Consider the following 26,518-nt stretch of genomic DNA (forward strand, 5'->3'; position numbering starts at 1 on the left):
CCACGATATCCACCACCGCCGCCTTCACGGTTTTGGTAACCTCCGCCTTGACCACCCTGGCCTCCACGATATCCACCACCGCCGCCTTCACGGTTTTGGTAACCACCGCCTTGACCACCCTGGCCTCCGCGATATCCGCCACCACCTTGACCGCCTTGGTAACCACCGCCCTGACCACCCTGGCCTCCACGATATCCGCCACCACCTTGGCCGCTTTGATTTCCGTCGGAACGATTTCCACGGTAATTACCGCCACCTGACTCTCCTCCTTCCCTGTTTTGGTTGGAGTAAGTCGGTCTTTGATTTGGACGAGATACTATAATATTATTGTCTTCTCTCTGGAATGGAGGTCTTCCTTCTCCCAAAATATGTTCAGGAGGAGCAGATCTTGGAACCGGAGGCTCTTGGCGAGTACTTGGTTCCGGAAAGAGAGGTTCTTTTTTAGGAGGAGTAGAACTTTTAGGAGTGCTTGGAGAGGAGGAAGCTGCAGCAGCCGGTTTATTTGGAGCTGGATCTATTGGGGCTTCTTTCTTTGCAGAGGTAGAAGGCGTTTTTTCGTCCGGCTTCTTTTTGATAACCAGCTTCTTCTTCTTACTTGCGTCAGCAGAAGCAGAGCCCTGGAGCTTTTCCTTGATTGATTTATTCTTTTCTTCCATATAATGTCCTGGTCAAGTACGCGATGTACTGAAAACGGGTTGAACCCAATCTCTCAAAATCGAGAGATTAGCTCTCCTCCACCCACTCTACTGATTCCGCCAATATCCTAAGGATTTGTGCGGCAGTAGTCTGTCCTATACCGGATAGTTTTGCCAAATCGTCCTGGCTGATCTCGATCAATGTCTCAACGTTATTGATCCCTGCGCTCCTTAATAGGCCAATCAAGCGGGTAGAAAGTCCAGGTAAATCTTCTAGAGCGGTTGCTCCATCGTCTTCGTCTTCTTCGACAACAGCAGCCGGAGGACTGAATAATTTATCCAATCTCTCTCTCGCTTCTGGAGAAGAGAACTCTTCGTTATACTGGGCTATTGTTTTGATATCGATCCTAAATCCGGTTAACTGTGAGGCCAACTTTACATTGGAACCGTTGATCCCGATTGCAAGAGATAATTGTTCTTCTGGAACGATTACCATTGCTTCTCTACCCACGGAATCCGCCTTTACATCGTAAGGTTTTGCCGGAGAGATCGCGTTCGCGATAAATTCCGTCGGGTCCGAAGAGTATTGAACGATATCTATTCTTTCGTTTCCTAATTCCCTAACGATGGACTGGATACGGACCCCTTTCATACCAACGCAGGCTCCCACAGGATCGATATCTCCTCTGGTAGCATAAACAACCACTTTGGTACGAATGGAAGGTTGACGAGCCACGTTAACGATCTCTACGAGTCCGTCGTAGATCTCCGGGATTTCCATTTCGAAAAGTTTACGAACAAAGTCCGCTGAGGCTCTAGAGAGAGTAATCACCGGGATCGGCTCTCTCGGACGAAGTTCCACTTTTTGTATGATTGCTTTTAAACGATCCCCGCTATGATATTTTTCTCCGGGGTTTTGCTCACGTTTTGGCATAATACCCTCGACCTTACCAAGATCGATGGACATAGCGTCTTTCTTCCAACGTTGGAAATAACCGTGAGTCAGTTCGCCTTCTTTTGCTTTGTATTCCTGATACAGAAGTTCTTTTTCCATATCTCTCAAACGTTGGAATACCATTTGTTTTGCTTGAGATGAAATAATCCTGGAAAGCTCCATCGGCTTTTCTCTAAAATCCAGGACCTCTCCAACAGTTGCGTTAGGATAAACAGCCTTAGCGTCTTCTAAGGAAATTTCCAAACCGTTTGCAGGTGAAGACTCTACAACTTTGCGAGATACAATTATAACGACATTTTCTCCGTCTCCAGAGGAGGCGAATTCTACTTTGATCGGACTTTCCTCTTCTTCCAGAGTTTCGATGCCCGACTTCTTCTTGTACGCGGTAATCAAAGAATCACGAATGACTCCCATCACGGCTTCCCTATCTAGGGACTTGTCGGCACAAAATTGTTGGATCGCTTCCAACAGATTGACTTCGACTTCTTTCTTCTTAACTGCCATAATCAAATACTTACGTACAAATTTCCTTTCAGTATATCCTTCAATTCCAGAATGACTTCCTTTTTTTTAGAACCTTTTGTCTTCCTTTTGGAAAACGGTTCTAAAAAGATCCTGTCTTCTTTCCTATCCAGAATCTTAAAGATTCCTTCTTTATCGCCCGACCCTTCTGACTTAAAGACGAGTCGTACCGGTATTCCACGGAATCTGTCTAGATCCTCGGGAATCACCAGTTTTCTTTCCGCACCAGCGGAAGAAACCTTGAGAGTATAGTTCAGATCGGATGAGATCTGCTCCAACTCTTCATTCAGTTTTCTGGAAACTTGCTCACATTCCAGAAGGCTGACGGAACCGTACGGGTGTTCGAGGTGATCCAGCTCTACCTCGATCAGCGTATGGTTTGGCCTTTGGCTAACCATGAGTGCATACAGCTTGACGGGAGTGAGAAGGATTCGATCTAAGATCGTTTCGATAACTTCTTTACTGACTGTCAATGCCGGCCTTACAGAGAGTCTCTGAACCGCTTCGTTTTGCCTCAAAAAAGAGGAAAAAACAACCTACAAAAACGGATTATCTCCGAAATTTTTAGGATTTTCCCATACATTCATTGGGTGGTTCCCGATACCTATTCAAAATATTTTTGGCTAACCCTAGTGTAAAGTAAAAAATACGTCCAGTTCCGCGCCATCCTCTTGTTACGAGCGAAATTGCTTGTTTTCTGATACTAAAAAGAAGGATGGTAACGAAATGTCCCGGGCAAAGCAAAAATAGGCTCGGGTTTTTACTAGAACCATGCAAAATTCTTTTACTTCTAAAATTTGGACTTCATCTGTCCGCAAATACCTTCCCCTTTTCCTATCTTCTATCCTAGTGATAGGAGCTTGTTCCAAATTCCGAGTGGATGATTATAATCCCTATCTATACGGAAGAGTTAAATTAGGAAAAGATTTAAAAGAATTACAGGTGAGCATAGTCAATCGGGTTCCAACAAACGTTCCGAACCAGGTGGCTGTTGTTTCAGGGGTGATTTACGTTCCTGACTTCGAACAATCTCTGATCAAAGCATTCAACTCGGACGGAGATCTGAAGTTTGTGATCGGTAGCTCCAAAGAAAAACAAGACAAGATCAAAACTTATAATATTAAATTAGGAAGAATAGGACTCGTCACTGTTTCAGACGGAGATGATATCTATGTTCAGTCCAGAGTTTCCAGAGAAGATGTCAAAGCGGACAAAGTAGCTGAAAATATTTACGCTAAAAAATCCGGAGAATTTCGCACGGAAGCGGAGGAAGCAGTTCCTTCTGTGATCTTAAAAATAAACGACTCCGGAAAACTTTCACAAACAATCTACGCTGATGGTGTAGGAGGATCTATTCCGTTCGGTTATGTAGAAAGAATGGAAGCAGGAAATAACGATCTACTATTCGTTTTCCATAGACAGAACGGAGTAATGAGACTTAGCATTTTTGATGAATCAGGAAAATTAAAACAAAAGGTAGAAGGTTCCGACTTCAAAGATTCTTTGAACCAAGGAGAGGCTTACACCTGGTATGTGGATTCATTCATTTCGCATCCTGATGGAGAATATGCACTCGGCTCTTTTAGTTTTTATGAAACTAAATCAGGAAGATTCAAAAATAGAAAGATCCTAAAATACGAATTCAAAGACAAAAGAATTACTCCGGTCAAAGAGATCCAGGATCCTTCTGAAACATTATACTGGGTCCTAAACAATGATAACTTTTTTATTTGGGAAACGGAAGTGGAAGAAGGAAATTCCATCAGACTCCAGGTTCACGACGAGGACGGAAACCATGTAAATAATATCCGCCTCAACTATCCTCCACCTCGCGGACTTTGGAGAGAGACTTGGATGGATACGAATGACGAAATCTATTCAATGAAGATCAGATCCGGTTATTTAGAGATCCATAAATGGAAATAGAATGAGCCAATCCCCTAATTTCCAGGTTTTATTCAACGAAGAAGAAGCAAAACTCCTAGACGAGCAAACCATCCGAGAAAGAAAAATTTCAGGGACCTTGCTCATGGGATTTGCCGCGATCTCCATCTTCCAAACCTGGGAAGAAGTTTTCAGATCTGCAAAGAAGATCACCATACTCTGCGGCTCAGGAAACAACGGAGGAGACGGCTACGCCTTAGCACAATTTTTAAAAGCAGAAGGTCTACCTGTAGAGATCTATTCCAAAGAAGGGAATTTCTCCGAAGAAACAAAATATTATAAAAATCTAACGGAACAACTGAAAATCCCAAACTTTCCTTTGGAAAAATTCAAAGAGAATCATATAAATTCACGAGAAGTCTTAGTCGATTCACTTTTAGGAACCGGATTCAAAGGCCCATTGTCCGGGGAAATTTCGAAAGCAGTCGCGGAAATCCGCTCTGCTAAAGAAAGATTAAAGGATTCTTTGCTGATATTAAGTATAGATGCTGTCTCCGGTTATTCTCCTGACGAAAAAATCCCGTTTGCTGCTGATATTTTAGCGGATATAGGATCTCCTAAGATCAAGAATGTATTCTACCCATTATCCAAAGACAGAAAATCGTTCCATCCGATCGGCTTCTTGAGGCAGCAATTCCAGACTTCTAAATATCTTTTAGCAAGAGTAAACAAAGAAGAATTAGCCTCTAAACTTTCGAGAGAAAAAGATTCACATAAATACAAAAACGGTTCTGCAGTATTTATAGGCGGATCAGAAGGGATGTCAGGAGCTATTCTTTCCTCCGCACTCGCTTTTCAAGAATTAGGAGGTGGAATTTCCCAAATCCTCACTCCTTCTGCAAATACTCTAACAAAAGTTCTCAAAAAAGATCCTTCCTTCATGGTTTCCGCGTTAGAAAGTTCTAAAAAAATTTCGGACTACCCCTTTTTAAAAAAAGCAAGCGTGGTATGTGTTGGACCTGGGCTTGCTTCTTCCGATCTTCCTCAATTTTCTTTTTCTAAAGAAACAATTCTGATCTTTGACGCAGGTGCATTAAAATATTTGGATGAAAAACATTTGGGCCCGCGCACAATACTCACTCCTCATTTAGGAGAATGGTCTTTTATTACAGGAAAAAAATACCAAAGCCAATATTCCGCATTAGAAGATGCAAATATTTGGGCAAAGGAGAAGGGAACTTATTTACTTCTAAAAGGACCTGTTTCTATTCTATTCACTCCTGAAGGGAATTCATACTTTTGGGAATTCCAAGAACCCAAATTGGCTGTCATGGGAACAGGTGATCTACTCGTAGGAATTCTAACATTTTTCTTATCCAAAGGAGAAGACATCGTAGAATCAGTCAGACTTTCTCAAAGTGTTCTATTATATTGTGCAGAATTATGCAAAGGATATCCTACAGCGGGCAGGATCCGTAAGAAGATCAGAACACTGATCGAGTCTTACGGTTTTTAGTAGAAAAGTTTCCACACCAAAGCGCTAAGATAGAAAGATATTTATTCCATTCTTTGTGACACCCCTTCCTCTCTTTGCGGCTTCGCGTGAGAAAATATTCCATCAAATTACATCTTTGTTAATTACTTCTCCCGAGAAAATTCGCCACATAACAATAGTTATATGAAACTTGAATAAAGATTTCATAATTATAACGATCGCTATAATATCCAAGGCGAATCGACACAAAGCCAGGAGAAAAATTTATGGGCTCGATGAAAAGAATATCACTCGCCCTTCTTCTATTCTTCTTTGCATGCCAAGGAAGTAGCAAGAACGATGCCAACGGTTTTATGGGGCTCGCGATCGTGCAAGCGTTAAGCGATCATTGTGCGGAAGCCACCTATAAGAGCGATGTAAACAGATACGAAGTAACTCTCAACGGAGTTCCAAGTATAGGATGCAACCAAGCTACTTTAGAAGGCAGCACACATGCGGAATACGCGGCTAAGCAAAGAGCAGACTTCGTAAGGGCGAAAGCGGTCACGGATGCAGTAGGAGGAGGAACTGGAGAAGCCTGCGAAAGGACATCCGCTTTATTCGCGAGTTGGATACAAGCGATAGACGACCAGAATTGGAATGCGTTACCTGATGTGGACTCACCGGATGAATTCACTGCAAGGATGACAAATACACGATTCTACCCGATTACTACTTTTCTTACGGAAAGCCAAACATTTCTTACGAATGGTTTAGGGGCAGGTGACCCATTTGCTGGAGATGCTTGGGTCGTCATAAATGCACCCTTAGGTTTTGGAGGACCGGTCAAAGCAACTGTTTATAGTCAGGCTCAAATTGATACATCCTCAGTAGCAGATCTGGAACTTTACCAAAGCGGAGATCTGACTGCACATCTATTAGCAATGGGTAATGCATTTAGTCCGCTAGTAGGAGGAGGAGTGGAAAACCCTTGTGTTCAAGCAGTTTTTGTTTTGATCAAACAAAAATATCCGGGAGCATTCGGCGCAATTAGAAGAAATTCCCAAACAGGGAATATACTCACTGTGAGTGCAACTTATCAAGATCCGACCGTTTTCGATACAAGCTTAAGTGTGAACCCTTTCATGTATCTTAGCTATTGTGAATACGGTGCGGATGCAGAAGCGACTCACTTATGCGCGACCCTAAACGATAGATTCGCAGAGTAAGTCATTCAGACTTAAATTTGATTTTGCGATGAGTCCCATCGCAATATGGTTTATTCGAAGAACCACCGCAACGGCAAAGGTAAGTTTCGGTGGTTCTATTTGTAACTTTTCCTGTTCCGGAACAAATTTCTAAATTTCCAACCACCTTCAAAGGACCGTTCTTAGTAGGATCAATTTTTAGAATTCCATTTCGAACAGGCAATGCTTCAGATTCCTGGATAGCAGGTTCTCCGGTAGCGGTAAATCCAATACTCAAATGAGTCGTGTCGCAAAATGGTTTATGAGTAGAAGCTCCGCATCTACAAAGTGTAAGCCTATATTGCTTCTCCACACCCTCTAACTCAATATCTGCATGAATCGCAAGAGGTCCATTCTCCCTGACCCGTAAAACGTTTACAGGGGGAGAAGTTTCTTTAAAAGAAGGATCGTTCGACTCAAAACGGATCGCACCGGACGGACAATTCAAGGCTAAAGATTTGATCTCTTCTACACTTGCTTTGTCGGGAAAGATCCATTCTCCTTCCACATTCGGAACGAATACGTCAGGTCTACTCAATACACAATTTCGTGAATGAATACATTTCTTGCCATCGAAAAGAATGGTGGCTTCTTTTCCTTTTACGATTTCCATGATATTGCTCCGGATCAAAGTATGCACGATTCTTAAAAGTAAAGCAACCTAATCATTTACGGAGGAATGCTTGCAATCTTTTCTAGGAAAAAGTAATTTATGGAAAAAGGGCCAAGGAATATCTAAAATGAGTAAAGGCTATCATTCCCGCTCTCCGGAAGAATTCCAGGATTTTCTGCGTAAAAGCAAGGATGCGGGCAAATCAAACAACCGTTCCAAATTGATCCTGTTTTTTGACGTTATACTATTGCTATTTATATTTTCAGTGGTAGCCAAACTTTTGAATCCTCTCGCCTTTTCAGGCCAAACGGAATCGAAGGAAATTTCTTCCCATTTTGTGAGTTATCGACTTACTTCTAGTAAGGAGAATTCAAAGGACTTTCCGACCTTCTTTCTTTTTTTAAAGAATAAAGGAACTGAAAGTCTATCTTTTCCGAATTCGGAAGATAAAATCCGAATTTTTATAAAAAGTGGGGATTTGAATTGTTTGGAAGACTCCTGGTCTTTGGCATCTAAAAATTTATCACCTGGAAGTACGAATTTTTTCAGGTACGAAATTTCACCCGAACTTCTTTCTAATCTTCCTCCTGAATGTAAAACTCAGGAAAAATCAGTTTTAAATAATATTACCGGTGTTTTCCAAGGCGGAAAAAAAAGATCCTTTCACGCGGAAATTCTCCGAAAAGGCGAAAACATTTCTTTAGAAATTCCTAATTTTTGAGATACCATGAACGAAGAGATCCAAGCATTAAATAAGATAGTCGCCATCGTGGATGAAAAAGCTTCCTTATTCAAAAAGGATTGGAGTCATATGCCTAAGATTAGAGCGACAACCGAGAAAAAACTGATCTTGGATCTGATCGAAAATGCTTTGCAACTGGCCAAGAATATTCGTCCTGCGCCTAACGATCTGCTTGGTGATTTGCAAAAATTGAAGGCGGAGTTTTCGAGGCTGCCAATCTAAGAGATTCAGTTTTGTTGGAATTCCAACAAAAGTAGGGAGTAAAATTTAATTGTAGAGATTTGAATTTTATGATATAGCGGTCGGGCTCTCCCACGAGCCACTCCCCCCACCCGAACCTGGGCGGGGGCGATCTCAATAACTATGTGTAGGAGTTCCTACATCGAAGCGACAAATTTACTTTCAATCGTAATTCTTAGTGACCTTCTTCCATTTCTTTTCCCTATCTTCCATATAATCTTCAATCTCTGAGTATGATCTTTTTCCATCCAGATAATCCAGAAGGAATTGATCTCCTACTAAAAGTTGGATCGCTGGTAGATCGGACCTAAATTCGTAAGGTCCTTGTAGGAATTCAAACTTGTCCGGATAAAATTCTCTCAATGTACGGATGAGTAATAATCCGAACAATAAACTATGAAACTTTTTAGGTTTATCTAATAAGATTTGGTAACCTCCACAAACTTTGCCGGCATGTTTATGGAAGGTTGGAATAAACTTCAAAGGTCTTAACCTAAAAATTCCCTTTTGTTTTTCTTGTAGTTTTTCGAGAAACAATCTGTCTAGCTCGTTGATATAAGGCGCACCGAATGTTTCAAATGGTCTAGTGGTCCCTCTTCCTTCCGAAAGATTTGTTCCTTCTAAAAGGCAAAGTCCTGTGTATACATAACAAGTTGTTTGAGCAGGAATATTGGGAGAAGGAGGAACCCATAAAAACTCAGAACTCTTTTTTGGATACAGATCCAATCGATAAAGTTCCAGATCCAGATTAAATTTATCCTTATAATATTCTAAAAGGCCCGCAGCGGAGAGACCATGTCGGTGCAGCGTCCCTTCTACCCCTACAAATGAAGAAAATTTTTGTTCTAACGGTGAGCCTTCTAACTTAGCGCCTGCCGGATTTTTTGCATTCGATATTAAAATACGAGGTCTTGGTTTTCCTCTTTTGGCGAGTCGATCCGCCGCCTGCATTGCATACAATGCAGTGGTCAAAAATGTATAATAACGAGCGCCTACATCTCTAATATCTATGATCAATGTGTCCAGGTCGGATAAAACTTCTTCCGCAGGAGCGAGACTTTCCTCATTATCTCCGTACAAATTTAAGATCTGAGTTTCTCCTAAATCATAGATGAGTCCTTTTCCAGAAACCTGATCTTGCAGCTCTGCAAAAAGTCCATGCTCAGGCAAAAATAGTTTTTTGAGTCCGTATTCTTTCTGGATGATCTTGAAATGATAGTCGCCTTTCCAACCATATGCGCTCTGGTTGGTAAGCATCCCGATAGATTTCGCATTGGAGAGAATTTTACTTTTTTTCATTTTCTAAAGAGGTTTTTTCCAGGAAAGTTAAGGAGTCAAGCAGGACTATGAGCGCCTTAGTCTTGGAAATCTTTTGCCTTATCCATAAGGTCCTTTTTAGAGAATCCTTTAAAAAAGAGTTTCCATTCTTAGGGAAGGATAGTTTTCTTCTTAATTTGCCCCAACAGCGATCGTATGGCATTAGATACAAGCGTACCAAATCAAAAAGTAACAATAAAAGCCGGAACGGTTCTATTTCCGGAGGGAAGCGCCGCGAATTCCCTCAACGTATTACATAGCGGAGCATTGCGTTATTTGGTAGATGGCCCCAGTTCCAGAAAATTGGAGTTATTCAAAATTTCAGGAGCAAATTTGACTCCTGGCGCATCCGCACTTTTCGGAAGCGGACGTTATCCTTTTACGATTGTTGCAGAACAAGACTGCGTGCTCTCCACATATGTTATGTCCCAGTCAACTGTGGGTCGCTCCCTCGCCGCCAGAAGTTCCTTGGGGATTATGGTGGGTCGTTCTCTTTTGAGAGAGATCACGGAGTCTTTCAAAAAGGTGAACCAACTTAGAAAGATCGCCTCCGATATGGGAAAGACAAACGATAATCTTTCTCTTCTGTATTATCAATTTAATCCTAGCGTTTTTCCGGATATCAAACCTGGACAACCGATCGCAGATCCAAGTTCTGAAATTGTAGATCCGGTCTTAAGACTTGCTCGTGAAAATTTAAAACATTATTTCGATAATGGCGGAATTCTTCCGGAAAGACCAACAGCAAATTATGTAGAAGAAGATCATTCACAACTTTTGGTTAAATATTATCCGGAAGAAATAGAATTCCAAGACGGAGAATTCAATTTTGTTCGTAAGGTAATCTTAGCGGATCCAAATCTTCTTGCGCAATTATTTGCTCCTGATCCAAGCATGGTTTCCTATGTCTGCGACAAACTCGGCAGAGTGCAGAACAATATTACTGAAAACGCCAAAAGTATATTAGAAGAATTAGATGAAAACTTCTCTCTGCTTTTAGGCGGTGTAGAAAGCCTTACAGAAAAATACTTCCTGATCCTGGACATGGCTGCAAGCGGTTACGCAACCGCTCCTCCAGAATTTGTTGTCCCTATTTTACAAGTCGTTTCTCAAAAGATAGAAAGAGCACTCGCTGGTCATCAGGCACTTTTCGGTTCGGCGATTCCGAGCCCTTCTCCTAATATTAAACCGTTTATAGAAAAAACCGCCAGTCTTGCTAAAAAATTCGAGGCGTCTAACCCGACTGCAAAAGCGGCATCCAATGGAAGCGGGATTTCTGTCGACGGGTCTGCGGATGCGACTGCAATTCGAAAAGAATTAGCGAACTCAGCATCTACGATCATCCAATTCTCCGGCATGGGGGGAGACGCTATCAAAGAGTTTTCCGCGATGATGGTAAAACTCAAATCCTTAAAGAACCCATTGGATTCCGACAACGATACTCGTAAATTAAGAAGGTCCATTACAAAAACCTACTTCGATATTTACGCAGCATGTTTCCAAAAATACGTCAACTCAGGGAAGAATGTTCCGAAACCTGTAGACCTGATGTTGAAATACGGTTTCTTCGATGAAACGATGCTTGACGATTCTCAATTAGTATTCATGTCCACATTCAAGGACGCGATCACTTCTGTTTCAGACATTCCGATCCATTATGGAACAGAATGGTTGGAAAAAATTTATAAAAGAGAATGCCCTACTTCTTTGGATGAACTTGGTCAGAACTTCTTCGACAAAGTCAAGATGGACAACCGAAATGCTGTTTTCAAAAAAGAATCGGACCTTCCTCCGGATATAGACAATCCCGAAGCTAGATTAAAATTCGAATTCGGTGCAATGTATGAGGCAAACGTTCGACTCACGACAGGTTCCTTGGCTACATACTTACCGATCCTGACCAAGTATCATTCTCAGATCCCTCTCGGAAAAGCATACGTTACTAAAAAAATGCTTACGGATACGATCCACGATATCATGGCAGTAGACTTCTCGGTATTCAACAGAGAGGTGATCTATAATAACCCTGAGATGGGGATTAATAAAGAGTTCGTTCAAAGAGCGATCGTTCCTGACTTCGTAATCGTTCCATCTATCGGCAGTAAGATCATGATGTGGCAGGAGCTTTCCATCCACAGAGGTTCCGGCTCTAAAGAAAGTAGAGGTAGGATCGTTCTTCCGATTTTTGTGCAAGGAGATCTGAAATCTCTTTTGATCGACGCGTTTGCAGCATTCCGCTGGGAGCTTTGTAAAACGATCTTAGGGCCAGAATGGAATAACGTAGGAAATCCGTCCATTACCGCCGATTATATGGACTATGTTCAGTTCTATAAAAAGAACAAAGATCTTTCCATAGAGATTAAAGAAAAGTTAGCTGCGGAATTCAAACGTTTCCGCAACGAAAGGGATATTTTTGCAAACGATTATCAGCTTTGGATCAAATACGAAGCAGAAGGTGTGCAAAGATTAAACCGAGTAGTCCGAGGAATTTTCTATCGTCACATTCCTTTCGCAAGAACGATACGTGAGAAGGTTTCCAAAATGCCTGCTTTCGGTGAGATCAATAACAGGTTCGTGAATATTCGAACTCGTAAGTTTACCGAGCTTGAAAACAGATACAAAAAGTATATTAACGCGTTAGGAAGCCTTCCGGATCCTTTACGCGAAAATATGGAATTCTATCGAGTTTAAGAAGCCAGAGCTGATTTGTTTTCCTTCAGTAGCGTAGTTACATCCTGAAGCACATCTCCGATAAGATCTTTTGCCCATGTATTCACGTCTTTCAAATAACCTTCTCTAATAGAAACATCGAAAGAAGCGAGAGCATCGGCCATTGGTTTCGGAACTCCCGCCCCGACTAAAGCTTTAGAAAGTTCTTCCGCGGGGAGATCCACATAAGAAATCGGTTTACCGGTCAATTCGGAGGTAAATTTTGCAAGCTCAGGATAAGTCCAAGCCTTGGGTCCGCTGATCTCTAAAATTTTATTTCCGGATTCGGAAGAAAGTAAAGCAGCCGCGGCAGCCTTTGCACAATCCGTTCTAGAAACATAAGCACAAGCCCCATTCCCTCCGGAACCATAAAGTGAACCGCTCGCAACTGCATGCTGTAATTTAGGTATTAGATAATCAGAATAGAGATTATTACGAAGAATCGTATATGCGAGACCGCTTTGTTTGATCTTTTCCTCGGTTCCTTCATGCTCGAAGGCGAATGTGACCGGAACTTCGTCTGCCTTTGTCAAAGAAGTATAAAGAACTCGTTTTGCACCTGCCTTTACTGCTGCATCGACTGCGGCGCTATGTTCCGGGATCCTATTTCCTATATTGTCCGTGCTCACGATCAAGATCCGATCCGCTCCTTGGAAAGCGGAAACTAAACTTGCAGGATCGTCAAAACTCGCCTTTCTTACTGTGACTCCTCTTTTTGCAAAGCCCTCTAAACTTTCAGGCTTACGAGTCGTAGCGATAATCTTGTTATGGCCTCTTTTTAATAATTCTTCTAGGACAATTTTTCCTAGGTGGCCGGAAGCCCCGGTCACGAGTACTGTTTCGGAAATATTACTCATTTGGATCCTTAAACCTATTTCGGTCCGCGTTAGATTTATATCCTTAGACTACTTGAAACAACAAAAGTTACAAGTTAAATATTAGAAATATGAAGTTGAGTCGTACTCAGAGTAGAATTAAACGTCTTCCAACAGATAAGGGCGAGTGTATTCTCTTACGATCTCTACGACAAAACGCCCCCAAGATTTAGGATCTTCTTGGGAAATTTCAATCTGACGGATTTTCGGAAAATAAGCCTGAGGTTTAAATGCAGTGTGGGTAAGCTCCATGGCTCTCAGATAATTATCCACTCGTTTCACTCGAACGAAGTTCAATAACTCGCCTTGGATCTTATCCTGTGGCATATAACCAATGATGATCAGCCTAGGAAATAATGACTTTTTGAGAAGATTGATAAAATCTCCAAAACTATCCACACGATCTATAAATCCTTCGTATGCACCACCACCCAAGTTCATGATCTGGGTCACGATGTCCATAGTGAAGGAAACTCCTTCTGCGGAAGTCATATCGGAGATGATCACGATACCTTCGTCAGGTTGGAAAGTTTTGAATTCACTGGTCGGCTTAAAATGACGACGAAGTAATTTTGCTGTAGAGATATCTATCTCTGCCGCTTTCGGAACCAGAATTTTTCCGGAAGAATCGGCGATAGGTTCTCTAGTAATAAGGTATCTTTTCTTGGCGGCGTTCTGGTTCATCACCCGGAAGGCTTTCACCTTCTCTTCCAGCTCGTCTAGAGTACAATACCCTATTTTTAAAACGTTTTCTCTCGCGCGTTTTTTTAGATCTATGTCTTCCATACGAGTTTTTGGTAGCCCGGAGGAACCAGCTTAAACGAGGTTCCGAATTTCGCGAGAATTTACCGGGTATCCGGGGAGAGTATATAAAAAAAAACCAAGTCTGAAAAACCCTCTTTTGGCTATGCAAAAAAACCGCTTGTCCCCGGAATGTGCGCTCCTTGAATGGGGAGGAATGGCCATTCTCTCCATTTTAACTGGCTCGAGGACCGGAATCAATATTCAGGTTTGGAAGGGAATCCTGACGCTATCTTGCCTAACCTTGGTTTCCTGCTTTTCCGTGGAATTCATCCAGGAAGGGACCCAGAAAGAAACTGTACTCGTTTCCCATAAGCCAGGCTGGGAGCAAATAGAGATCCTGAAACATCCACCCAAGCGTAGGAATTACAAAACTTACGGAAGGATCATCGTTAGGAACTTTGGAGACGGCAGGATAGAAAAGTTCTATTATGAAAAGATTAAGAAAGAACTTTTTGATAGAGGTATGGACGGAATGTACCTCGCAAATGTGGGACTGGTCCCCGTTCCTCCTACAATTTTCCAAACCGGCACTACAGAAGGTTATACAACTAGTATGGCCGAGATCGGGAAGGATGCAAAAGTTTTGGAAGGAGTTGCATTCCGTTATAGAGAAAGGGAAGAAGAATAATGGCAAGGCGTCTAAATAGCGAGATCAAGGTTTTGCCTAACGGAGACTGGATCTTCCGCGAAGCAAAGATTGAACAAAAAGATATTTTGGAATATTTCCGCAAGAATCTGAAAGAAGCGGAAGACGGGATCTATATAGACAATCAGTACGGAGAATTTTCAGAAAACGGATATTTAGAATTATTCGGTTATCCATTAAATCTTATCAGGGTCTGGGAGAAGGATGGAGAATTTTATTTTTTAAGCGATTCAGGCGAAGAATTGCCGCTCTCATCATTGCAGATCGCAGCAGACTCGGAAGGAGAATTATTCGCCAGGAAAAAGGATCATCTTTTTCTAAAATATAAGATCGCAAGAAACGTTTCTTCTATACTAAGCGAATATTTGTCCGAATCTCCACAAGGACTAAAACTAATCGTCCAAAACAAAGAAATCCCGATCTTGGAAACCGGAGAACATCCAAATGTTTCTCTTCCTAAAGAATTCCAAAAATAGATCAGTTCGATTTTCCGGACAACACCAATCTTCCTAACACTTTTCCGGAAGATAGATCGTTCAAAGCAGAATTAGCATCTTTCAAATTTCTAATCTGAACCGGAACGGGAAGTATTTTATTTTTAGAGACTAGCTGTAGGAGCTCCTTCAATTCTCCCGGAGAACCCGTATAACTTCCTCGAACAGTTAAACTTCTTAAAGAAAGAATTGGAGTCGGAATTTTCAACTCTCCCCCGAAAAGTCCTACTCCTATCAATGTCCCATTCTTTTTCAAAAGAGAAAATCCCAAGGAAGAAGTGGAGCTATTATTTACAAAATCGATCACTGCAGATACTCCCAAAGCACCTGAAATTTTTTTGACCTCGGCCCCCGGATCAGAATGAGAAGAAGGAACTGTATAAAATCCAAGTTCTTTTAGTTTTTCCAAACGAGACTCATCCAGATCTAAAAAGATCACTTTTGCCTCTGTAAGAAGTGGAACCAATTGAGAAGCGAACATTCCAAGCCCACCTGCTCCAATGATCACCAAAGAATCCGTTTTCTTGAGTGGAAGAGATTTTTTCAAAGCACCATATGCAGTAAGCCCAGCACATGCATAAGAACATGCGTATTCAGGAGAAAGATCATAAATATCCAAAAGCCATTTTTCATCCGGAACTAAGATCCGATCCGAATAACCGCCGTCCTGATAAATCCCGAGCGACCTAGGAGAGGAGCAAAGTTGAGGATTTCCGGATGCACATTCTTTACAAGAACCACATCCAATCCAAGGGTATACTAATTTGGTTTCTCCCACAGAAACGGAAGAAACTTTAGATCCGACTTTTAAGACCTTACCTACAACCTCATGGCCTGGAGTAATAGGGAGTTTGACACCTCTGTCTTTTACGAATAGTTTTTCTTCTCCACCTATCTTATAATATCCGTCTCTTAAATGGAGATCCGAATGACATACTCCGCAAGAGATCACTTCCAATAATACTTCTGAATCTTTCGGTTCTGGATCTTGTTTTTCTTCCCATTGTAAAGCGGATCCGAATTCCACTAATCTAACACTTTTCATTTTTCTAAAATACACTCTTTTTGTTTGAAGATCCGATCCATTTCATCTGAAATCATTCTTAAACCTTCTTCAGGAGCTTTAAGAAGATTCACCTTTGTAAAAAATCCGTGAGTATACCCTTGGAATTCTTTGAATAAAACAGAAACTCCTGCTTCCTTTAATTTTTCTGCATATAATTTTCCATCGTCTCGTAGAGGATCAATGTCTGCTATAAACACAATCGCGGGAGGAAGTTCCTTCCAATCGGATTGGTATAATGGAGAAACTTTTGGATCCGATCTTGTATTTGGATTTGGCAGATATTGAGAAATAAACCATTCCATATCTTTTTTAGTAAGACCAGGACCTAATTCGAATTCTTTATAAGAATCAGTATCGCAAATAGCTTCGGTAACGGGATAGATCAGAATTTGTAGATCGATCTTAGGACCGGATGTTTCTTTAGCTCTCATAATGGTAGAAGCAGCTAAGTTCCCTCCGGCACTATCGCCTGCCACCACTAATGGAAGATTTTTCCAGACATTCTCATTTTGAGAAGAGATCCATTCCAATGAGGTATATGCATCTTCTAACGGCAGAGGAAATGGAAACTCGGGAGCCAATCTATAATCGACTAAAGATACGATGCTCGAAGTGATCTCTGCGAGTTTACGCGCAAATGGATCGAAATCTTTTAATCTTCCGACTACCCATCCCCCGCCATGAAAGTATAGAATTTTGGATTTAGGTCCCGTTTTTGGAATATAATTTTTTACGAATACATTTCCGATTTTGGAAGGGATCGAGATATCCTGAACCTCTCTCATGAGCGGACCTTCTCCCAAAAGTTCTCCGATTGCGGAATAACCGTCTCTTCTTTCCTGGATACTTCCTTGGGTAAAACCTGTGAGTCCCTTAGAGGAAATCAGATTTGCGTATTCCAACATCTCCGGAGCAAATTCCATTCTTTTCTCCCTTTAATGAGTACGTCAGAAAAGTATATTATAAATCCGGCGATTTGTCGTTCCAGTTTATAGATCGGGAAAGTATAAAATGGATTTTAGAAGGAGGAGCGATTCGCTTCCATATAATAATGGTTAGGCACTAAACCTTTTGGCCCGGAGAAATTCCTGGCCTCAACGACCTCAAAACCTAATTTTTTATAGAGGCCTTGAGCATTTGGATTCTCTTGGGAAACATCCAAGGAAATTTTATCGTAACCTGGGTAAGTCGAAATTGCAAATCTAATCAACTTCTCCGCGATTCCTTGTCTTCTTTGTGATTGAGGAACAGCGATATGGCCCAGATATAATCGGCCTGATTTAGGAGGTTGGATCATTCCTTCCATGCTCAGTCCGCGAACTGCAACCTTAGGAGCACTGAACTTGTAAATACGAAAAATATTTCCTGCTGTCGCAGCATTTTGAAAGAAGAAGTTTTCGGAACGGAATATAACGATACTTCCTACAACTTCGCCCTTCTTTTCAGCCAAATAATGATTTTTATAACTGAATGTATTCTTAGTTCCCTGGAAGGATTGGATCAGAAAATCCTGAGCGGAAATTTTTCCCTCATTGAACACATAGTCCCAGGCAGCAGGCCCGGAACTATAGATCAAAGGAACAGCAGAGGTCGCATCTTCCAGTCTTGCAGGGCGAATAATGATTGGTTCGTTAGACATTCTTAGATCGCCGAGTTGAGTTCTTCTCTCAAACGTTTTGCTTCTTCGAAATCAGGCTTCATTACGATTGCCTTATGCAGATATTGCAATGATCTTTCCGGACGATTCCAGATCTTGTAAAGAGTAGCCAGGTTAAAAAGTGAAATATGGGGTGCGTCGTTTAAAGTGCAGCGAAGAGATTTTTTCAGCCAGAAAACGGATTCTCTTTCTCTTCCCATACGAAGAAGAAGTATCCCTATCTCGTTGCAAGGATTCCCGTATTCAGGATTCACTTCTACTGAACGGTAGAAATAGTACAGACCTTTTTTCCAATTGCTTCTTTGGTTTTCGATCAGACCCAGAAAAAAATAGGTCTCATGACTTTCGGTATCTTCTAAAGAGGACTTCAGTAGGAATTCCGCACGATCCAAATCGCCGGTTCTATAAAAAAATTTAGATGCTTCTAGCTTGTCTTCAGGCGTCAGGTTTTCCAATTATCTACCCGTTTTTATTTTTATTTTCGGACGCCTCTCGAAATAGCTTAATTCCGTTTTCCGTGTAGGACTTCCTTCTTTACATTTTCCCGCAGAAACTTGGAGATACTCTGAGCGTCCAATCCGTACTCAGTGAAAATTTCCTTTCTTTCCCCGTGGTGGATTACCTCGGAAGGGAATGCGAATGTTTTGATAAAACGTCCTAAATACTCAGGGGAGATCCGGTTCAGTAAATAGCCGGAAGCTCCACCATCTAAATAACTTTCATCCAGGATTGCAAAATGACGTACATGAGAAAGTTCCTCGTCCAGAGCCTCTTTACCCAAAGGTCGGAGCCAGACCAGGTCGATCAATGTGACTGAATAACCTTCCTGTTCCAATAGACTCGTAGCTTTTTGGGCTTCTTCCAACATGGAACCGATGGAGAGAAGAGCGATGTCGGTCCCTCTTTGCAGCACTCTAAAACTTCCAGGTTTTAGGTCCTTCTCCGCGCTGAAATCTAAACCGGAAAGTTCCACATTTGCCTTAGGGAATCGGATCGCAATCGGAGACTTGTCGTAATGCTCCATAAACCTAAGTGAATCCACCAGGTCCTGTCCCGAAGAAGGCACAAACACATCCATATTCGGCAAGGATAGAAGGTAGCTTAGATCGAATAATCCTTGGTGAGTCTCTCCATCCGGTCCGACACAGCCTGCTCTATCGATTACGAATCGAACGGGAAGATTCATTAGAGAAACATCTTCTACCAATTGGTCCATCCCTCTTGTCAAGAAGGTGGAATAAATACACATATAAGGGATCACATCCCCGTTAGTCATTGCTCCAGCAAAAGCGACAGAGTGCTGTTCTGCGATCCCCACGTCGTATACATGGTCCGGGAATTTAGAAACATATTCTCCGAGTCCGGAACCTTCTATCATTGCAGGAGTGACAGCTGCAACTCGCGGATTTTTTTCCGTAAGATCCGAAAGCACCTTACCTACTATCTTAGAGTAAGAAATTTTAGAAGAATCTCCTGATTCCATGGCGCCATCTTCCTTGCGAAATGGCGTTACTCCATGGTATTTGATCGGGTCCTTCTCCGCTGGAACATATCCTTTTCCTTTTTGAGTGATCGTATGGAAAAGAACAGGCCCTTTCATAGTCTTGATCTTTCTCAGCATAGTAACTAGACGAACCACATCATGACCGTCTTCAGGTCCAATGTAAATAAAACCTAGGTCCTCGAAAAGTCCGCCAGGAGTGAAAACGTCTTTAAATCCTTTTTCTACCCTTTTGAAAAAGCTCTCCATAGCAGGTCCAACAATAGGGAACCATTTTAGAAAAGTATAAAATATCCTTTTCCAGTTCAGATAGAAATGAGAGCTGATGATATTATTCAAGTAGTTGGAGATGGACCCGACATTCTTGGAGATAGACATATAGTTGTCGTTTAATACCACGAGTAGATCTTTTTTAAGATGTCCAGCGTGGTTCATCGCTTCCAAAGCCATTCCAGTAGCGATGGATGCGTCCCCGATAATTGCTGCGACTGAGTAATTTTTTCCGGTCAGATCCCTAGCTACAGCTTCTCCCAATGCTTGCGAAATAGAAGTGCCAGCGTGGCCTGTATTATATAGATCGTAAACAGACTCCTCTCTTTTCGGAAAACCTGAAAGTCCTTTGAATTTACGAACCGTAGAAAGTTTTTCTTTTCTTCCGGTAAGGATCTTATGGGGATATGTTTGATGTCCTACATCCCAGATCAGTCTGTCTTTAGGAGTATCAAAAACGTAATGTAAAGCGACTGTGAGTTCAACAACTCCCAGGTTACTTGCGAAATGCCCTCCGATCCCGGAGAGAGTATCAATGATATAATTTCGGATCTCGGAACAGAGTTTAGGCAGTTCCTCGAGAGGCAATTTTCTGAGATCCACCGGAAGGCGGATCCCGTTCAATAACGAATATTCCTGTTGCATGTATTCCGTCTTTAACGGTCATCAGGACTGCTCTACCGAATGCAAAGGTTTTCTCAGAAGTTTTAGGTCTTCTTCGTTCACTAAGTCGATCAGTTCATAGATCCGGACAGGCTTGGTTTTACCCTTTACCTTGACTAGATCTAATTCTCTGGCAATTATGCGGTCCTTGACCTTTTCGTATGTATATTCCGAAATAATAATATTTGTGGCATATTCCTTGTTGGATCCTTCCAGACGAGATCCCAAGTTAATGGTATCTCCCATACAAGTATAGTCCATCCGGTGAGAACTCCCCATATTTCCAACGACGGCCGGTCCGGAATTTAATCCGATACCGATGTCCATCACAGGAAGATCTCTTGCTTTCCATTCTTCCTTCAAGACTGCGAGTCGTCTCATCTGAGCGAGAGAAGCCGCACAGGCATAATAAGCATGGTCTTCTAGAGGAACCGGAGCCCCCCAGAAAGCCATGATCGCATCCCCCATGTATTTATCAATCGTTCCCTTGAACTCGATAATGATCTCGGTCATTTCCGAAAGATACTGATTCAGGAATTGGACCAGTTCTTCCGGACCCATTTTTTCAGACATGGTGGTAAATCCGCGGATATCCGAGAAGAAAATGGTAATGTCCTTCTTGGATCCTCCCAAGTTTAGATTTTCCGGATTTTTGAGAAGTTCGTCCACAACGTCTTTGGAAACGAATTTGGAGAATGTTGTGCGGATATATTTTACGTTCTCTTCTTCCGTTAAGATCTTATAAACGATGATCCCCACGAATATGAAGAACTGCTCTACGATCACGGATGGGAATACGTGAACTATATTGAATTCAGAGAAATCATATAATGTGACAACACTGTATAAAAGTGCAATACCGATGATGAACAAAAATCCCCAAGAGGTTTTCATTCTAGGCAGGATCAATCCCACGACAAACGCCATGGAGAAGAAAATTAGGAAGTTGCCCGCCAATGGCATGTCCCAAAGAAAATCCTGGTTCAGAATCGTATTGATCGCATGAGCGTGGTGTTCGATCCCGGACATATCTCCAAAAGGAGACAAGTGAGTATCTTTTGCGGCACCTCTTCCCGTAGCATAAAACATAGCTACTAAGAAGATATTATTATTCACCTGGGTAGCGGTCTCGTTATCCCAGCCTTCCGATACTTCGAAGAACTCGGTAGTATTATAAGAATATAATCCTCCAGGGAAGTTGATCTCCATTTGACCATACTCGTCTATCGGAATGGTAATCTCACGAGTATCATTCGGCTTAGCCATGACATCTTCTGTGACCATTTTTAAGGTCTTACGGTCGAAATAGCTTATATTCTTTTGGGGAATATTTTTGATCTTCACATATTCGCCCATGGCCACTTCTACATCTTTTTTAACATCCACTCCGTAGTAATTACAAGCGATTACAAGATCGATAGAAGGATAATACTCGTCTTCTCTACCGGCACCAGAACCTAAGATCTTGGCAACGATAGGCATTTTACGGTTCAGACCGGATTCATCTTTTTTAATATTCGCAAAACCTAAACCGGAAGATTTTTCGCCGATCGGTTCGATTGGAGCCTGAGGGAATTTTAACCAAGAAAGGCCGGTTTGCTCGTCCTTTACATTCTCCAATTTGAACTTGCGAAGAATTTCAGTTCTTTTCTCTAAATTGATAATTGTGCTCTTGGATTCCAAACTGGTTTCCATAGGGTAGTCGAACATAACCCTTGGATTTCCGGAAAGAGCTTTAGCCATCTCATCTGTTTGCCCCGGCTTATAATCCAGGAAGAAAACGTCGAACATTAGATGGTTGGTAGAAGTAGCGAATTTATCTATTATCTTTGCGTAATATTTCCAAGGAAGTGGCCATACACCGCCTAGTTGGTCCAAGGTTTTAGTGGTGATCCCGATAATATTGATGTCCCTTCTTGCTTTTTCAGGAGGCTTTAATTGGATCTGCTCCAAGTCTCCTTTGTCCGATTCCTTCTCCACCCTTGCATCGGTTTGATTACGAAGAACGTTAAATCTCCAAGAGATGGAACTTTCTTCTAACTCGGAAACAGGAGTGAACGCAACGTATAGATCGAACCAAACTAAGGATACTATAATTGCTAACCAAAGACTTCCTACTAACTGAGGATTTTTGGAAACCTTGGTAATCGTTTTATAGAAGAAGTAAGAGGAAGAAAATAGAAGAAGTGCGCCCAATAATAGAAGTTGAAGTGAATACTCAGCTTCGGAAAAAAACGCGTAATAAAAATGTGCCAGAATTCCGAGGGACGTTGTTACCCCGAAAATAATATCCACTACGGTAAATTTCTGGGCTGGTTTGGACTCGCTCATTCTTTCCTCCGATCCGGAAGATTCTCTCTACCGGGACGGTTTCGTCAATTTTCTTCCCAGTTCAGGAAAGAAAATATCGACTAGGAAAAAGAATTTTAGCGGTTTTTTCCTCTCAAAGAACCGGAAATCGATTGTGCGTATTCTTCCAGTTTTCTTCTGCAAAGAGTCGGATTAGAACCATTCTCTTCTATGATCCTTTGCACTGCGGAACCTATAATGATCCCGTCCGCGTACCCGGAAATTTCTTTCGCCTGATCAGGAGCCGAGATCCCAAATCCTGCGCTCACAGGAAGGGAAAAAACTTCCTTAGTGGTTTTGATCCTGTCTTCCAGATCGGACGAGATGGATTTTCTTTCGCCGGTTACTCCGTAAGAAGTCACGTAGTAGATAAATCCGGAAGCAAAGTCTCTAATCGCTTTCATTCTATTTAGGGGAGTAGCTGGAGTTACCAAATGGATCAGATCTACTCCTCTTCTTTTCAGAGATTTGAATAATTCGTCTGTCTCAGGGGTATCATAAGGAAGATCGGGGATGATCATACCTTGGATACCTGCGATTTTTGCCTTCTCTGCAAACTTTTCAAAACCGTAATGAAAGATAGGATTAAAATACGTTAGATACACCAGAGGAATATGAGGATGTAAAGAATGTATCTTCTCCGTTGTTTCCAAAATTGTATCCATAGAGAACGGGTTTGCAAGCGCACGTTTAAATGCTTTTTGGATCACAGGTCCGTCAGCGACAGGATCTGAGAATGGGATCCCAAGTTCCAAAATATCGGCGCCACCTCTGATCAAAGCATCCGCCCAATCTACGCAGAGATCGTAGTTCGGATCTCCTAAAGAAATATAAGGAATGAATGCGCTTTTAGAATCTGAAAAAACGCTCTTAATCGCGCTCAAATCAAATCTCCTTGAGAAAGACCAACAAGTCTTGCTACTTCTGCCACGTCCTTGTCTCCTCTTCCTGAAAGACAGATAAGAATATCTTTTTTCTTTCCTAGTTCCTTCGCAAGATCCTTTGCAAATCGAAAAGCATGAGCAGTTTCTAATGCAGGGATGATACCTTCTACCCTACAAACTTCCATGAATGCGTCTAAGGCACCCTGGTCCGAAACAGTTTCGTATTTTACTCTTCCGGTAGAATGTAAATGAGCATGTTCGGGTCCCACGCCTGGATAATCCAATCCGGCAGAAACGGAATGTGCAGGAACTACTTGACCTCCATCGTCCTGGATGACTAAGGTTTTGGTCCCGTGTAAAAATCCGGTCTTACCGAAAAGCATTGTGGCAGAATGTTCTCCAGGAGAAGTCCCCCTTCCCCCTGCTTCCACTCCATAGAGTTTTACTTTTTTATCATTTAGAAATGCGTAATACATTCCCATAGCGTTGGAACCGCCGCCTACACATGCAACCACAGCATCAGGAAGCTTATCGTTCTCTTTTTTAAACTGCTTCTTGGACTCTTCTCCCACTACTTTTTGGAAATCGCGGACGATTGTAGGAAAAGGATGAGGCCCGATCACAGAACCTACTATATAATGAGTATTAGAAACATTTAATGCCCAATCTCTCATCGCTTCCGAAGTAGCGTCTTTTAAAGTTGCAGTTCCGGAAGAAACTCCGATTACTTTTGCGCCGAGCATCTGCATACGGATCGCATTCAGCTTTTGGCGGCGAAGATCTTCTTCCCCCATGAAAATAGCGGTTTCAAATTCGAATAATGCGCCAACTGTTGCAGTTGCCACGCCATGTTGACCTGCTCCGGTTTCCGCAATGATCCTACGTTTGCCCATTGCCTTTGCAATAAGCGCTTGGCCGATCGTATTATTGATCTTATGAGCGCCGGTATGATTCAGATCCTCGCGTTTTAGCCAGATTTTAGCTCCGCCCCAGGCCTTGGTCAGCTTCTCTGCGTAGGTCAGAGGAGAAGGTCTTCCGATATAATTCCTTCTATAAAACTCCAGATCCTTTTGGAACTTTTTATCCTTACGGAGTTTATTGTAAGTTTCTTCCAACTCGATCAACGCTTCGGTTAGGATCTCAGGGGAATATCTTCCTCCAAAATCTCCGAAGTATCCTTCTTTTTCAGTGAAGCTGCGTTCTTTAGCCATGACAGTTTTTGAAGGGATTAATCTCCCAACAACTCCTGGTATAATTCCTGACGTAGGTTTTCCACTCTGGTATTCAGATCATCGAAGTCTGTGAATTTGAAAGTTTCATCCTTATCATACTTACGATTATAGATGGAAATTTCTCCTGATTCGAAAAACTTTTTCCCAACTGTGATACGGATCGGGAAACCGATCAGTTCAGAATCCTTGAACTTAAATCCAGGCCCGAGGTCTCTTTCATCCCAGAATACCTCGAAACCTTCGTTCTTTAGATTTTCGTAAAATTCTAATGCTTTTGCATCCTGCTCTTCTCCCTTAGTGAGAGTTACAAGACCGATCTCAAAAGGAGCAATACTGATTGGCCAGTAGATCCCTTTATCATCGTTACATTGTTCAATAACAGTGGCCATAGTACGGTTTACACCGATACCGTAACATCCCATGGTAAGAGTTTTTGCCTTACCTTGTTGGTCCAACACCTGGATCTGGAAAGATTTAGTATATTTATCTCCGAGCTTGAAGATATGACCTACTTCTATTCCCTTCTCCGCTTTTAATGTTTTTGCGCAAGTAGGACAAGGATCCCCTTCTCTTGCAAGAGCAACATCAGCAGTTTCGTATTGGATCTTGATCTCGGAAGAAGGAACATATCCTTGGATATGGAAATCCTCTTTTCCCCCACCGACCACATAAGCTCCGTCTTTTTGGATAGAAGAATCTAAAATTACCTTAAACCCGGCCCCGACATCGGAAGGACCGATAAATCCAGGAACTAAATTAGAATTTCTTAATTCTGCTTCCGGGAGCATGTCCAGGTCGGACCATTTTAAATAAGACTTAAGTTTGTGTTCATTCAGCTCTAAGTCCCCACGTAGGAATACCAACAGTTTTTCTTTTCCATTTTGGAAAGCGACTGCCTTAATCGTATCCTGAGGGCGAACATTTAAGAAAGAAGCAACATCTTCTATAGACTTTTTGCCTGGCGTCCCCACTTCCTTTTTGTCCTTAGGACCCTTTGGAGAATCTTCGACCTTTGCAATAAATGGAGTTTTTTCGCTGTTTGAATTATAACCGCAAGAACCGCAAAGAAGAAGTGTCTCTTCCCCGATAGGAGAAACCACCATAAATTCTTCGGAAGCGGAACCGCCCATTGTTCCCGAATCAGCTTGGACTGGAATAGTTTTCAAACCGCATCGCTGGAAAATTTTGCGATAAGCAGTTCTCATATCCTGATAAGTAGCATCGAGAGAAGTATCATCCAGATGGAAAGAATATGCATCTTTCATAATAAACTCTCTGGAACGGATCACCCCGAATCTAGGACGGATCTCGTCTCGGAATTTGGTATGGATCTGATACACATTGATCGGCAGATCCTTGTATGATTTCAGTAGAGGTTTTATTAAATAAGAAAAAGATTCCTCATGAGTGGGACCAAGTGCATACCATTGGTCATGACGATCTTTGACTCTGAGCATCTCAGGACCCATTACGCTCCATCTTCCTGATTGTTCCCAAAATTCGGATGGAGTCATGATCGGAAGTTCGAATTCCAATGCACCGGTTGCGTCCATTTCTTCACGGACTATGTTCTCTATTTTTTTAAGGATACGTAACCCTAATGGTAGGAAAAAGTAAAATCCGGAGCCTGATTTTCGGACCAGACCTGCGCGTATCATCAGCCTGTGGGAAGCGACTACCGCGTCCGAAGGATTTTCTTTTTCTGTAGGTACTAAATATTTGGATGCTCTCATGACTCT

At 42.0% G+C, this 26,518-nt stretch carries 23 protein-coding genes and 1 pseudogene; 8 read left to right on the plus strand and 16 right to left on the minus strand.

What is annotated here, in order from left to right:
• The 3 genes and pseudogenes from CH352_RS15775 to rimP form a co-directional block, all read right to left on the minus strand.
• Positions 1–656: pseudogene (locus CH352_RS15775) on the minus strand (translation initiation factor IF-2); the annotation flags it as partial.
• Between the two features lie 67 nt (positions 657–723).
• The gene (nusA, locus tag CH352_RS15780) at positions 724–2,094 is read right to left on the minus strand and encodes a transcription termination factor NusA (RefSeq protein WP_100707826.1); all 1,371 of its coding nucleotides are present in this window, start codon (positions 2,092–2,094) and stop codon (positions 724–726) included.
• 2 nt (positions 2,095–2,096) lie between these two features.
• Positions 2,097–2,522: a ribosome maturation factor RimP gene (rimP, locus tag CH352_RS15785; protein WP_243396439.1), complete on the minus strand. Its 426-nt coding sequence runs from the start codon at positions 2,520–2,522 to the stop codon at positions 2,097–2,099.
• Positions 2,523–2,883: 361 nt separating this feature from the next.
• Between rimP and CH352_RS15790 the strand changes: the two genes are divergently transcribed.
• The 3 genes from CH352_RS15790 (at position 2,884) to CH352_RS15800 (ending at position 6,699) form a co-directional block, all read left to right on the plus strand.
• Entirely contained in the window at positions 2,884–4,038 is a 1,155-nt protein-coding gene (locus tag CH352_RS15790; protein ID WP_100707827.1) for an LIC_12708 family protein, read from the plus strand.
• A 1-nt stretch (position 4,039) separates the two neighbouring features.
• Complete coding sequence (locus CH352_RS15795; RefSeq protein WP_100707828.1) at positions 4,040–5,512, plus strand: bifunctional ADP-dependent NAD(P)H-hydrate dehydratase/NAD(P)H-hydrate epimerase; 1,473 nt, start codon at positions 4,040–4,042, stop codon at positions 5,510–5,512.
• Positions 5,513–5,757: 245 nt separating this feature from the next.
• Positions 5,758–6,699, plus strand: coding sequence for a hypothetical protein (locus CH352_RS15800; protein WP_100707829.1), 942 nt, complete (start codon positions 5,758–5,760; stop codon positions 6,697–6,699).
• 1 nt (position 6,700) lies between these two features.
• Here CH352_RS15800 and CH352_RS15805 read toward each other — a convergent pair whose 3' ends face one another.
• Entirely contained in the window at positions 6,701–7,330 is a 630-nt protein-coding gene (locus tag CH352_RS15805) for a CDGSH iron-sulfur domain-containing protein (RefSeq protein WP_100707830.1), read from the minus strand.
• 127 nt (positions 7,331–7,457) lie between these two features.
• Between CH352_RS15805 and CH352_RS15810 the strand changes: the two genes are divergently transcribed.
• Together CH352_RS15810 and CH352_RS15815 are read left to right on the plus strand one after the other, a co-directional pair.
• Positions 7,458–8,051: a hypothetical protein gene (locus tag CH352_RS15810; RefSeq protein WP_100707971.1), complete on the plus strand. Its 594-nt coding sequence runs from the start codon at positions 7,458–7,460 to the stop codon at positions 8,049–8,051.
• Between the two features lie 6 nt (positions 8,052–8,057).
• On the plus strand, positions 8,058–8,294 hold the full coding sequence (locus CH352_RS15815) for a hypothetical protein (RefSeq protein ID WP_100707831.1): 237 nt from the start codon (positions 8,058–8,060) through the stop codon (positions 8,292–8,294).
• Between the two features lie 180 nt (positions 8,295–8,474).
• Here CH352_RS15815 and CH352_RS15820 read toward each other — a convergent pair whose 3' ends face one another.
• Positions 8,475–9,611, minus strand: coding sequence for a DUF1343 domain-containing protein (locus CH352_RS15820; RefSeq protein WP_100707832.1), 1,137 nt, complete (start codon positions 9,609–9,611; stop codon positions 8,475–8,477).
• 174 nt (positions 9,612–9,785) lie between these two features.
• On the opposite strand from CH352_RS15820, the gene CH352_RS15825 reads away from it, so the two are divergent.
• Entirely contained in the window at positions 9,786–12,320 is a 2,535-nt protein-coding gene (locus tag CH352_RS15825) for a cyclic nucleotide-binding domain-containing protein (RefSeq protein WP_100707833.1), read from the plus strand.
• On the opposite strand, the gene CH352_RS15830 is transcribed toward CH352_RS15825, so the two are convergent.
• Together CH352_RS15830 and CH352_RS15835 are read right to left on the minus strand one after the other, a co-directional pair.
• Positions 12,317–13,195 (minus strand): SDR family oxidoreductase, encoded by an 879-nt coding sequence (locus CH352_RS15830; protein WP_100707834.1) that lies wholly within the window; start codon positions 13,193–13,195, stop codon positions 12,317–12,319. The two genes, CH352_RS15825 and CH352_RS15830, sit on opposite strands and share 4 nt — an antisense overlap.
• A 117-nt stretch (positions 13,196–13,312) precedes the next feature.
• Entirely contained in the window at positions 13,313–13,999 is a 687-nt protein-coding gene (locus CH352_RS15835; protein WP_100707835.1) for a hypothetical protein, read from the minus strand.
• Positions 14,000–14,171: 172 nt separating this feature from the next.
• On the opposite strand from CH352_RS15835, the gene CH352_RS15840 reads away from it, so the two are divergent.
• Entirely contained in the window at positions 14,172–14,645 is a 474-nt protein-coding gene (locus tag CH352_RS15840; protein ID WP_243396416.1) for a hypothetical protein, read from the plus strand.
• A complete protein-coding gene (locus CH352_RS15845) occupies positions 14,645–15,139 on the plus strand; it encodes a hypothetical protein (RefSeq protein ID WP_100707837.1) in 495 nt (164 codons plus the stop codon). The genes CH352_RS15840 and CH352_RS15845 overlap by 1 nt, the downstream gene beginning before the upstream one ends.
• 1 nt (position 15,140) lies before the next feature.
• Here CH352_RS15845 and CH352_RS15850 read toward each other — a convergent pair whose 3' ends face one another.
• From CH352_RS15850 to CH352_RS15890, 9 genes are all read right to left on the minus strand, one after another.
• Complete coding sequence (locus CH352_RS15850; RefSeq protein WP_100707838.1) at positions 15,141–16,202, minus strand: alcohol dehydrogenase; 1,062 nt, start codon at positions 16,200–16,202, stop codon at positions 15,141–15,143.
• Entirely contained in the window at positions 16,199–17,146 is a 948-nt protein-coding gene (locus CH352_RS15855) for an alpha/beta hydrolase (protein ID WP_100707839.1), read from the minus strand. The genes CH352_RS15850 and CH352_RS15855 overlap by 4 nt, the downstream gene beginning before the upstream one ends.
• Positions 17,147–17,241: 95 nt before the next feature.
• Positions 17,242–17,862, minus strand: coding sequence for a GNAT family N-acetyltransferase (locus tag CH352_RS15860; RefSeq protein WP_100707840.1), 621 nt, complete (start codon positions 17,860–17,862; stop codon positions 17,242–17,244).
• 2 nt (positions 17,863–17,864) lie between these two features.
• A complete protein-coding gene (locus tag CH352_RS15865) occupies positions 17,865–18,335 on the minus strand; it encodes a tetratricopeptide repeat protein (protein ID WP_086446712.1) in 471 nt (156 codons plus the stop codon).
• Between the two features lie 47 nt (positions 18,336–18,382).
• Positions 18,383–20,296: a 1-deoxy-D-xylulose-5-phosphate synthase gene (gene dxs / locus CH352_RS15870; protein WP_100707841.1), complete on the minus strand. Its 1,914-nt coding sequence runs from the start codon at positions 20,294–20,296 to the stop codon at positions 18,383–18,385.
• A gap of 21 nt (positions 20,297–20,317) precedes the next feature.
• Complete coding sequence (locus CH352_RS15875; RefSeq protein WP_100707842.1) at positions 20,318–22,645, minus strand: adenylate/guanylate cyclase domain-containing protein; 2,328 nt, start codon at positions 22,643–22,645, stop codon at positions 20,318–20,320.
• A gap of 95 nt (positions 22,646–22,740) precedes the next feature.
• Positions 22,741–23,547, minus strand: a complete 807-nt coding sequence (trpA, locus tag CH352_RS15880) for a tryptophan synthase subunit alpha (RefSeq protein WP_100707843.1) — start codon at positions 23,545–23,547, stop codon at positions 22,741–22,743.
• Positions 23,544–24,758 (minus strand): tryptophan synthase subunit beta, encoded by a 1,215-nt coding sequence (gene trpB / locus CH352_RS15885; RefSeq protein WP_100707844.1) that lies wholly within the window; start codon positions 24,756–24,758, stop codon positions 23,544–23,546. The genes trpA and trpB overlap by 4 nt, the downstream gene beginning before the upstream one ends.
• A 17-nt stretch (positions 24,759–24,775) precedes the next feature.
• Positions 24,776–26,512 carry a proline--tRNA ligase gene (locus CH352_RS15890; protein WP_100707845.1) on the minus strand — a complete coding sequence of 579 codons (1,737 nt, stop codon included), beginning with the start codon at positions 26,510–26,512 and terminating at the stop codon, positions 24,776–24,778.
• Positions 26,513–26,518: the final 6 nt, after the last annotated feature.

Source organism: Leptospira hartskeerlii (assembly GCF_002811475.1).
GTDB lineage: Bacteria > Spirochaetota > Leptospiria > Leptospirales > Leptospiraceae > Leptospira_B > Leptospira_B hartskeerlii.

Excerpts from the sequence above, each read along its gene's own strand:
- nusA (WP_100707826.1), bottom strand. The coding sequence starts at position 2,094 with ATGGCAGTTAAGAAGAAAGAAGTCGAAGTCAATCTGTTGGAAGCGATC.
- CH352_RS15790 (WP_100707827.1), top strand. The coding sequence starts at position 2,884 with ATGCAAAATTCTTTTACTTCTAAAATTTGGACTTCATCTGTCCGCAAA.
- CH352_RS15840 (WP_243396416.1), top strand. The coding sequence starts at position 14,172 with ATGGCCATTCTCTCCATTTTAACTGGCTCGAGGACCGGAATCAATATT.
- CH352_RS15850 (WP_100707838.1), bottom strand. The coding sequence starts at position 16,202 with ATGAAAAGTGTTAGATTAGTGGAATTCGGATCCGCTTTACAATGGGAA.
- CH352_RS15830 (WP_100707834.1), bottom strand. The coding sequence starts at position 13,195 with ATGAGTAATATTTCCGAAACAGTACTCGTGACCGGGGCTTCCGGCCAC.
- CH352_RS15860 (WP_100707840.1), bottom strand. The coding sequence starts at position 17,862 with ATGTCTAACGAACCAATCATTATTCGCCCTGCAAGACTGGAAGATGCG.
- CH352_RS15815 (WP_100707831.1), top strand. The coding sequence starts at position 8,058 with ATGAACGAAGAGATCCAAGCATTAAATAAGATAGTCGCCATCGTGGAT.
- CH352_RS15845 (WP_100707837.1), top strand. The coding sequence starts at position 14,645 with ATGGCAAGGCGTCTAAATAGCGAGATCAAGGTTTTGCCTAACGGAGAC.
- dxs (WP_100707841.1), bottom strand. The coding sequence starts at position 20,296 with ATGCAACAGGAATATTCGTTATTGAACGGGATCCGCCTTCCGGTGGAT.
- CH352_RS15795 (WP_100707828.1), top strand. The coding sequence starts at position 4,040 with ATGAGCCAATCCCCTAATTTCCAGGTTTTATTCAACGAAGAAGAAGCA.
- CH352_RS15890 (WP_100707845.1), bottom strand. The coding sequence starts at position 26,512 with ATGAGAGCATCCAAATATTTAGTACCTACAGAAAAAGAAAATCCTTCG.
- CH352_RS15810 (WP_100707971.1), top strand. The coding sequence starts at position 7,458 with ATGAGTAAAGGCTATCATTCCCGCTCTCCGGAAGAATTCCAGGATTTT.
- CH352_RS15825 (WP_100707833.1), top strand. The coding sequence starts at position 9,786 with ATGGCATTAGATACAAGCGTACCAAATCAAAAAGTAACAATAAAAGCC.
- CH352_RS15835 (WP_100707835.1), bottom strand. The coding sequence starts at position 13,999 with ATGGAAGACATAGATCTAAAAAAACGCGCGAGAGAAAACGTTTTAAAA.
- CH352_RS15855 (WP_100707839.1), bottom strand. The coding sequence starts at position 17,146 with ATGGAATTTGCTCCGGAGATGTTGGAATACGCAAATCTGATTTCCTCT.
- CH352_RS15875 (WP_100707842.1), bottom strand. The coding sequence starts at position 22,645 with ATGAGCGAGTCCAAACCAGCCCAGAAATTTACCGTAGTGGATATTATT.
- CH352_RS15805 (WP_100707830.1), bottom strand. The coding sequence starts at position 7,330 with ATGGAAATCGTAAAAGGAAAAGAAGCCACCATTCTTTTCGATGGCAAG.
- CH352_RS15800 (WP_100707829.1), top strand. The coding sequence starts at position 5,758 with ATGGGCTCGATGAAAAGAATATCACTCGCCCTTCTTCTATTCTTCTTT.
- CH352_RS15820 (WP_100707832.1), bottom strand. The coding sequence starts at position 9,611 with ATGAAAAAAAGTAAAATTCTCTCCAATGCGAAATCTATCGGGATGCTT.
- trpB (WP_100707844.1), bottom strand. The coding sequence starts at position 24,758 with ATGGCTAAAGAACGCAGCTTCACTGAAAAAGAAGGATACTTCGGAGAT.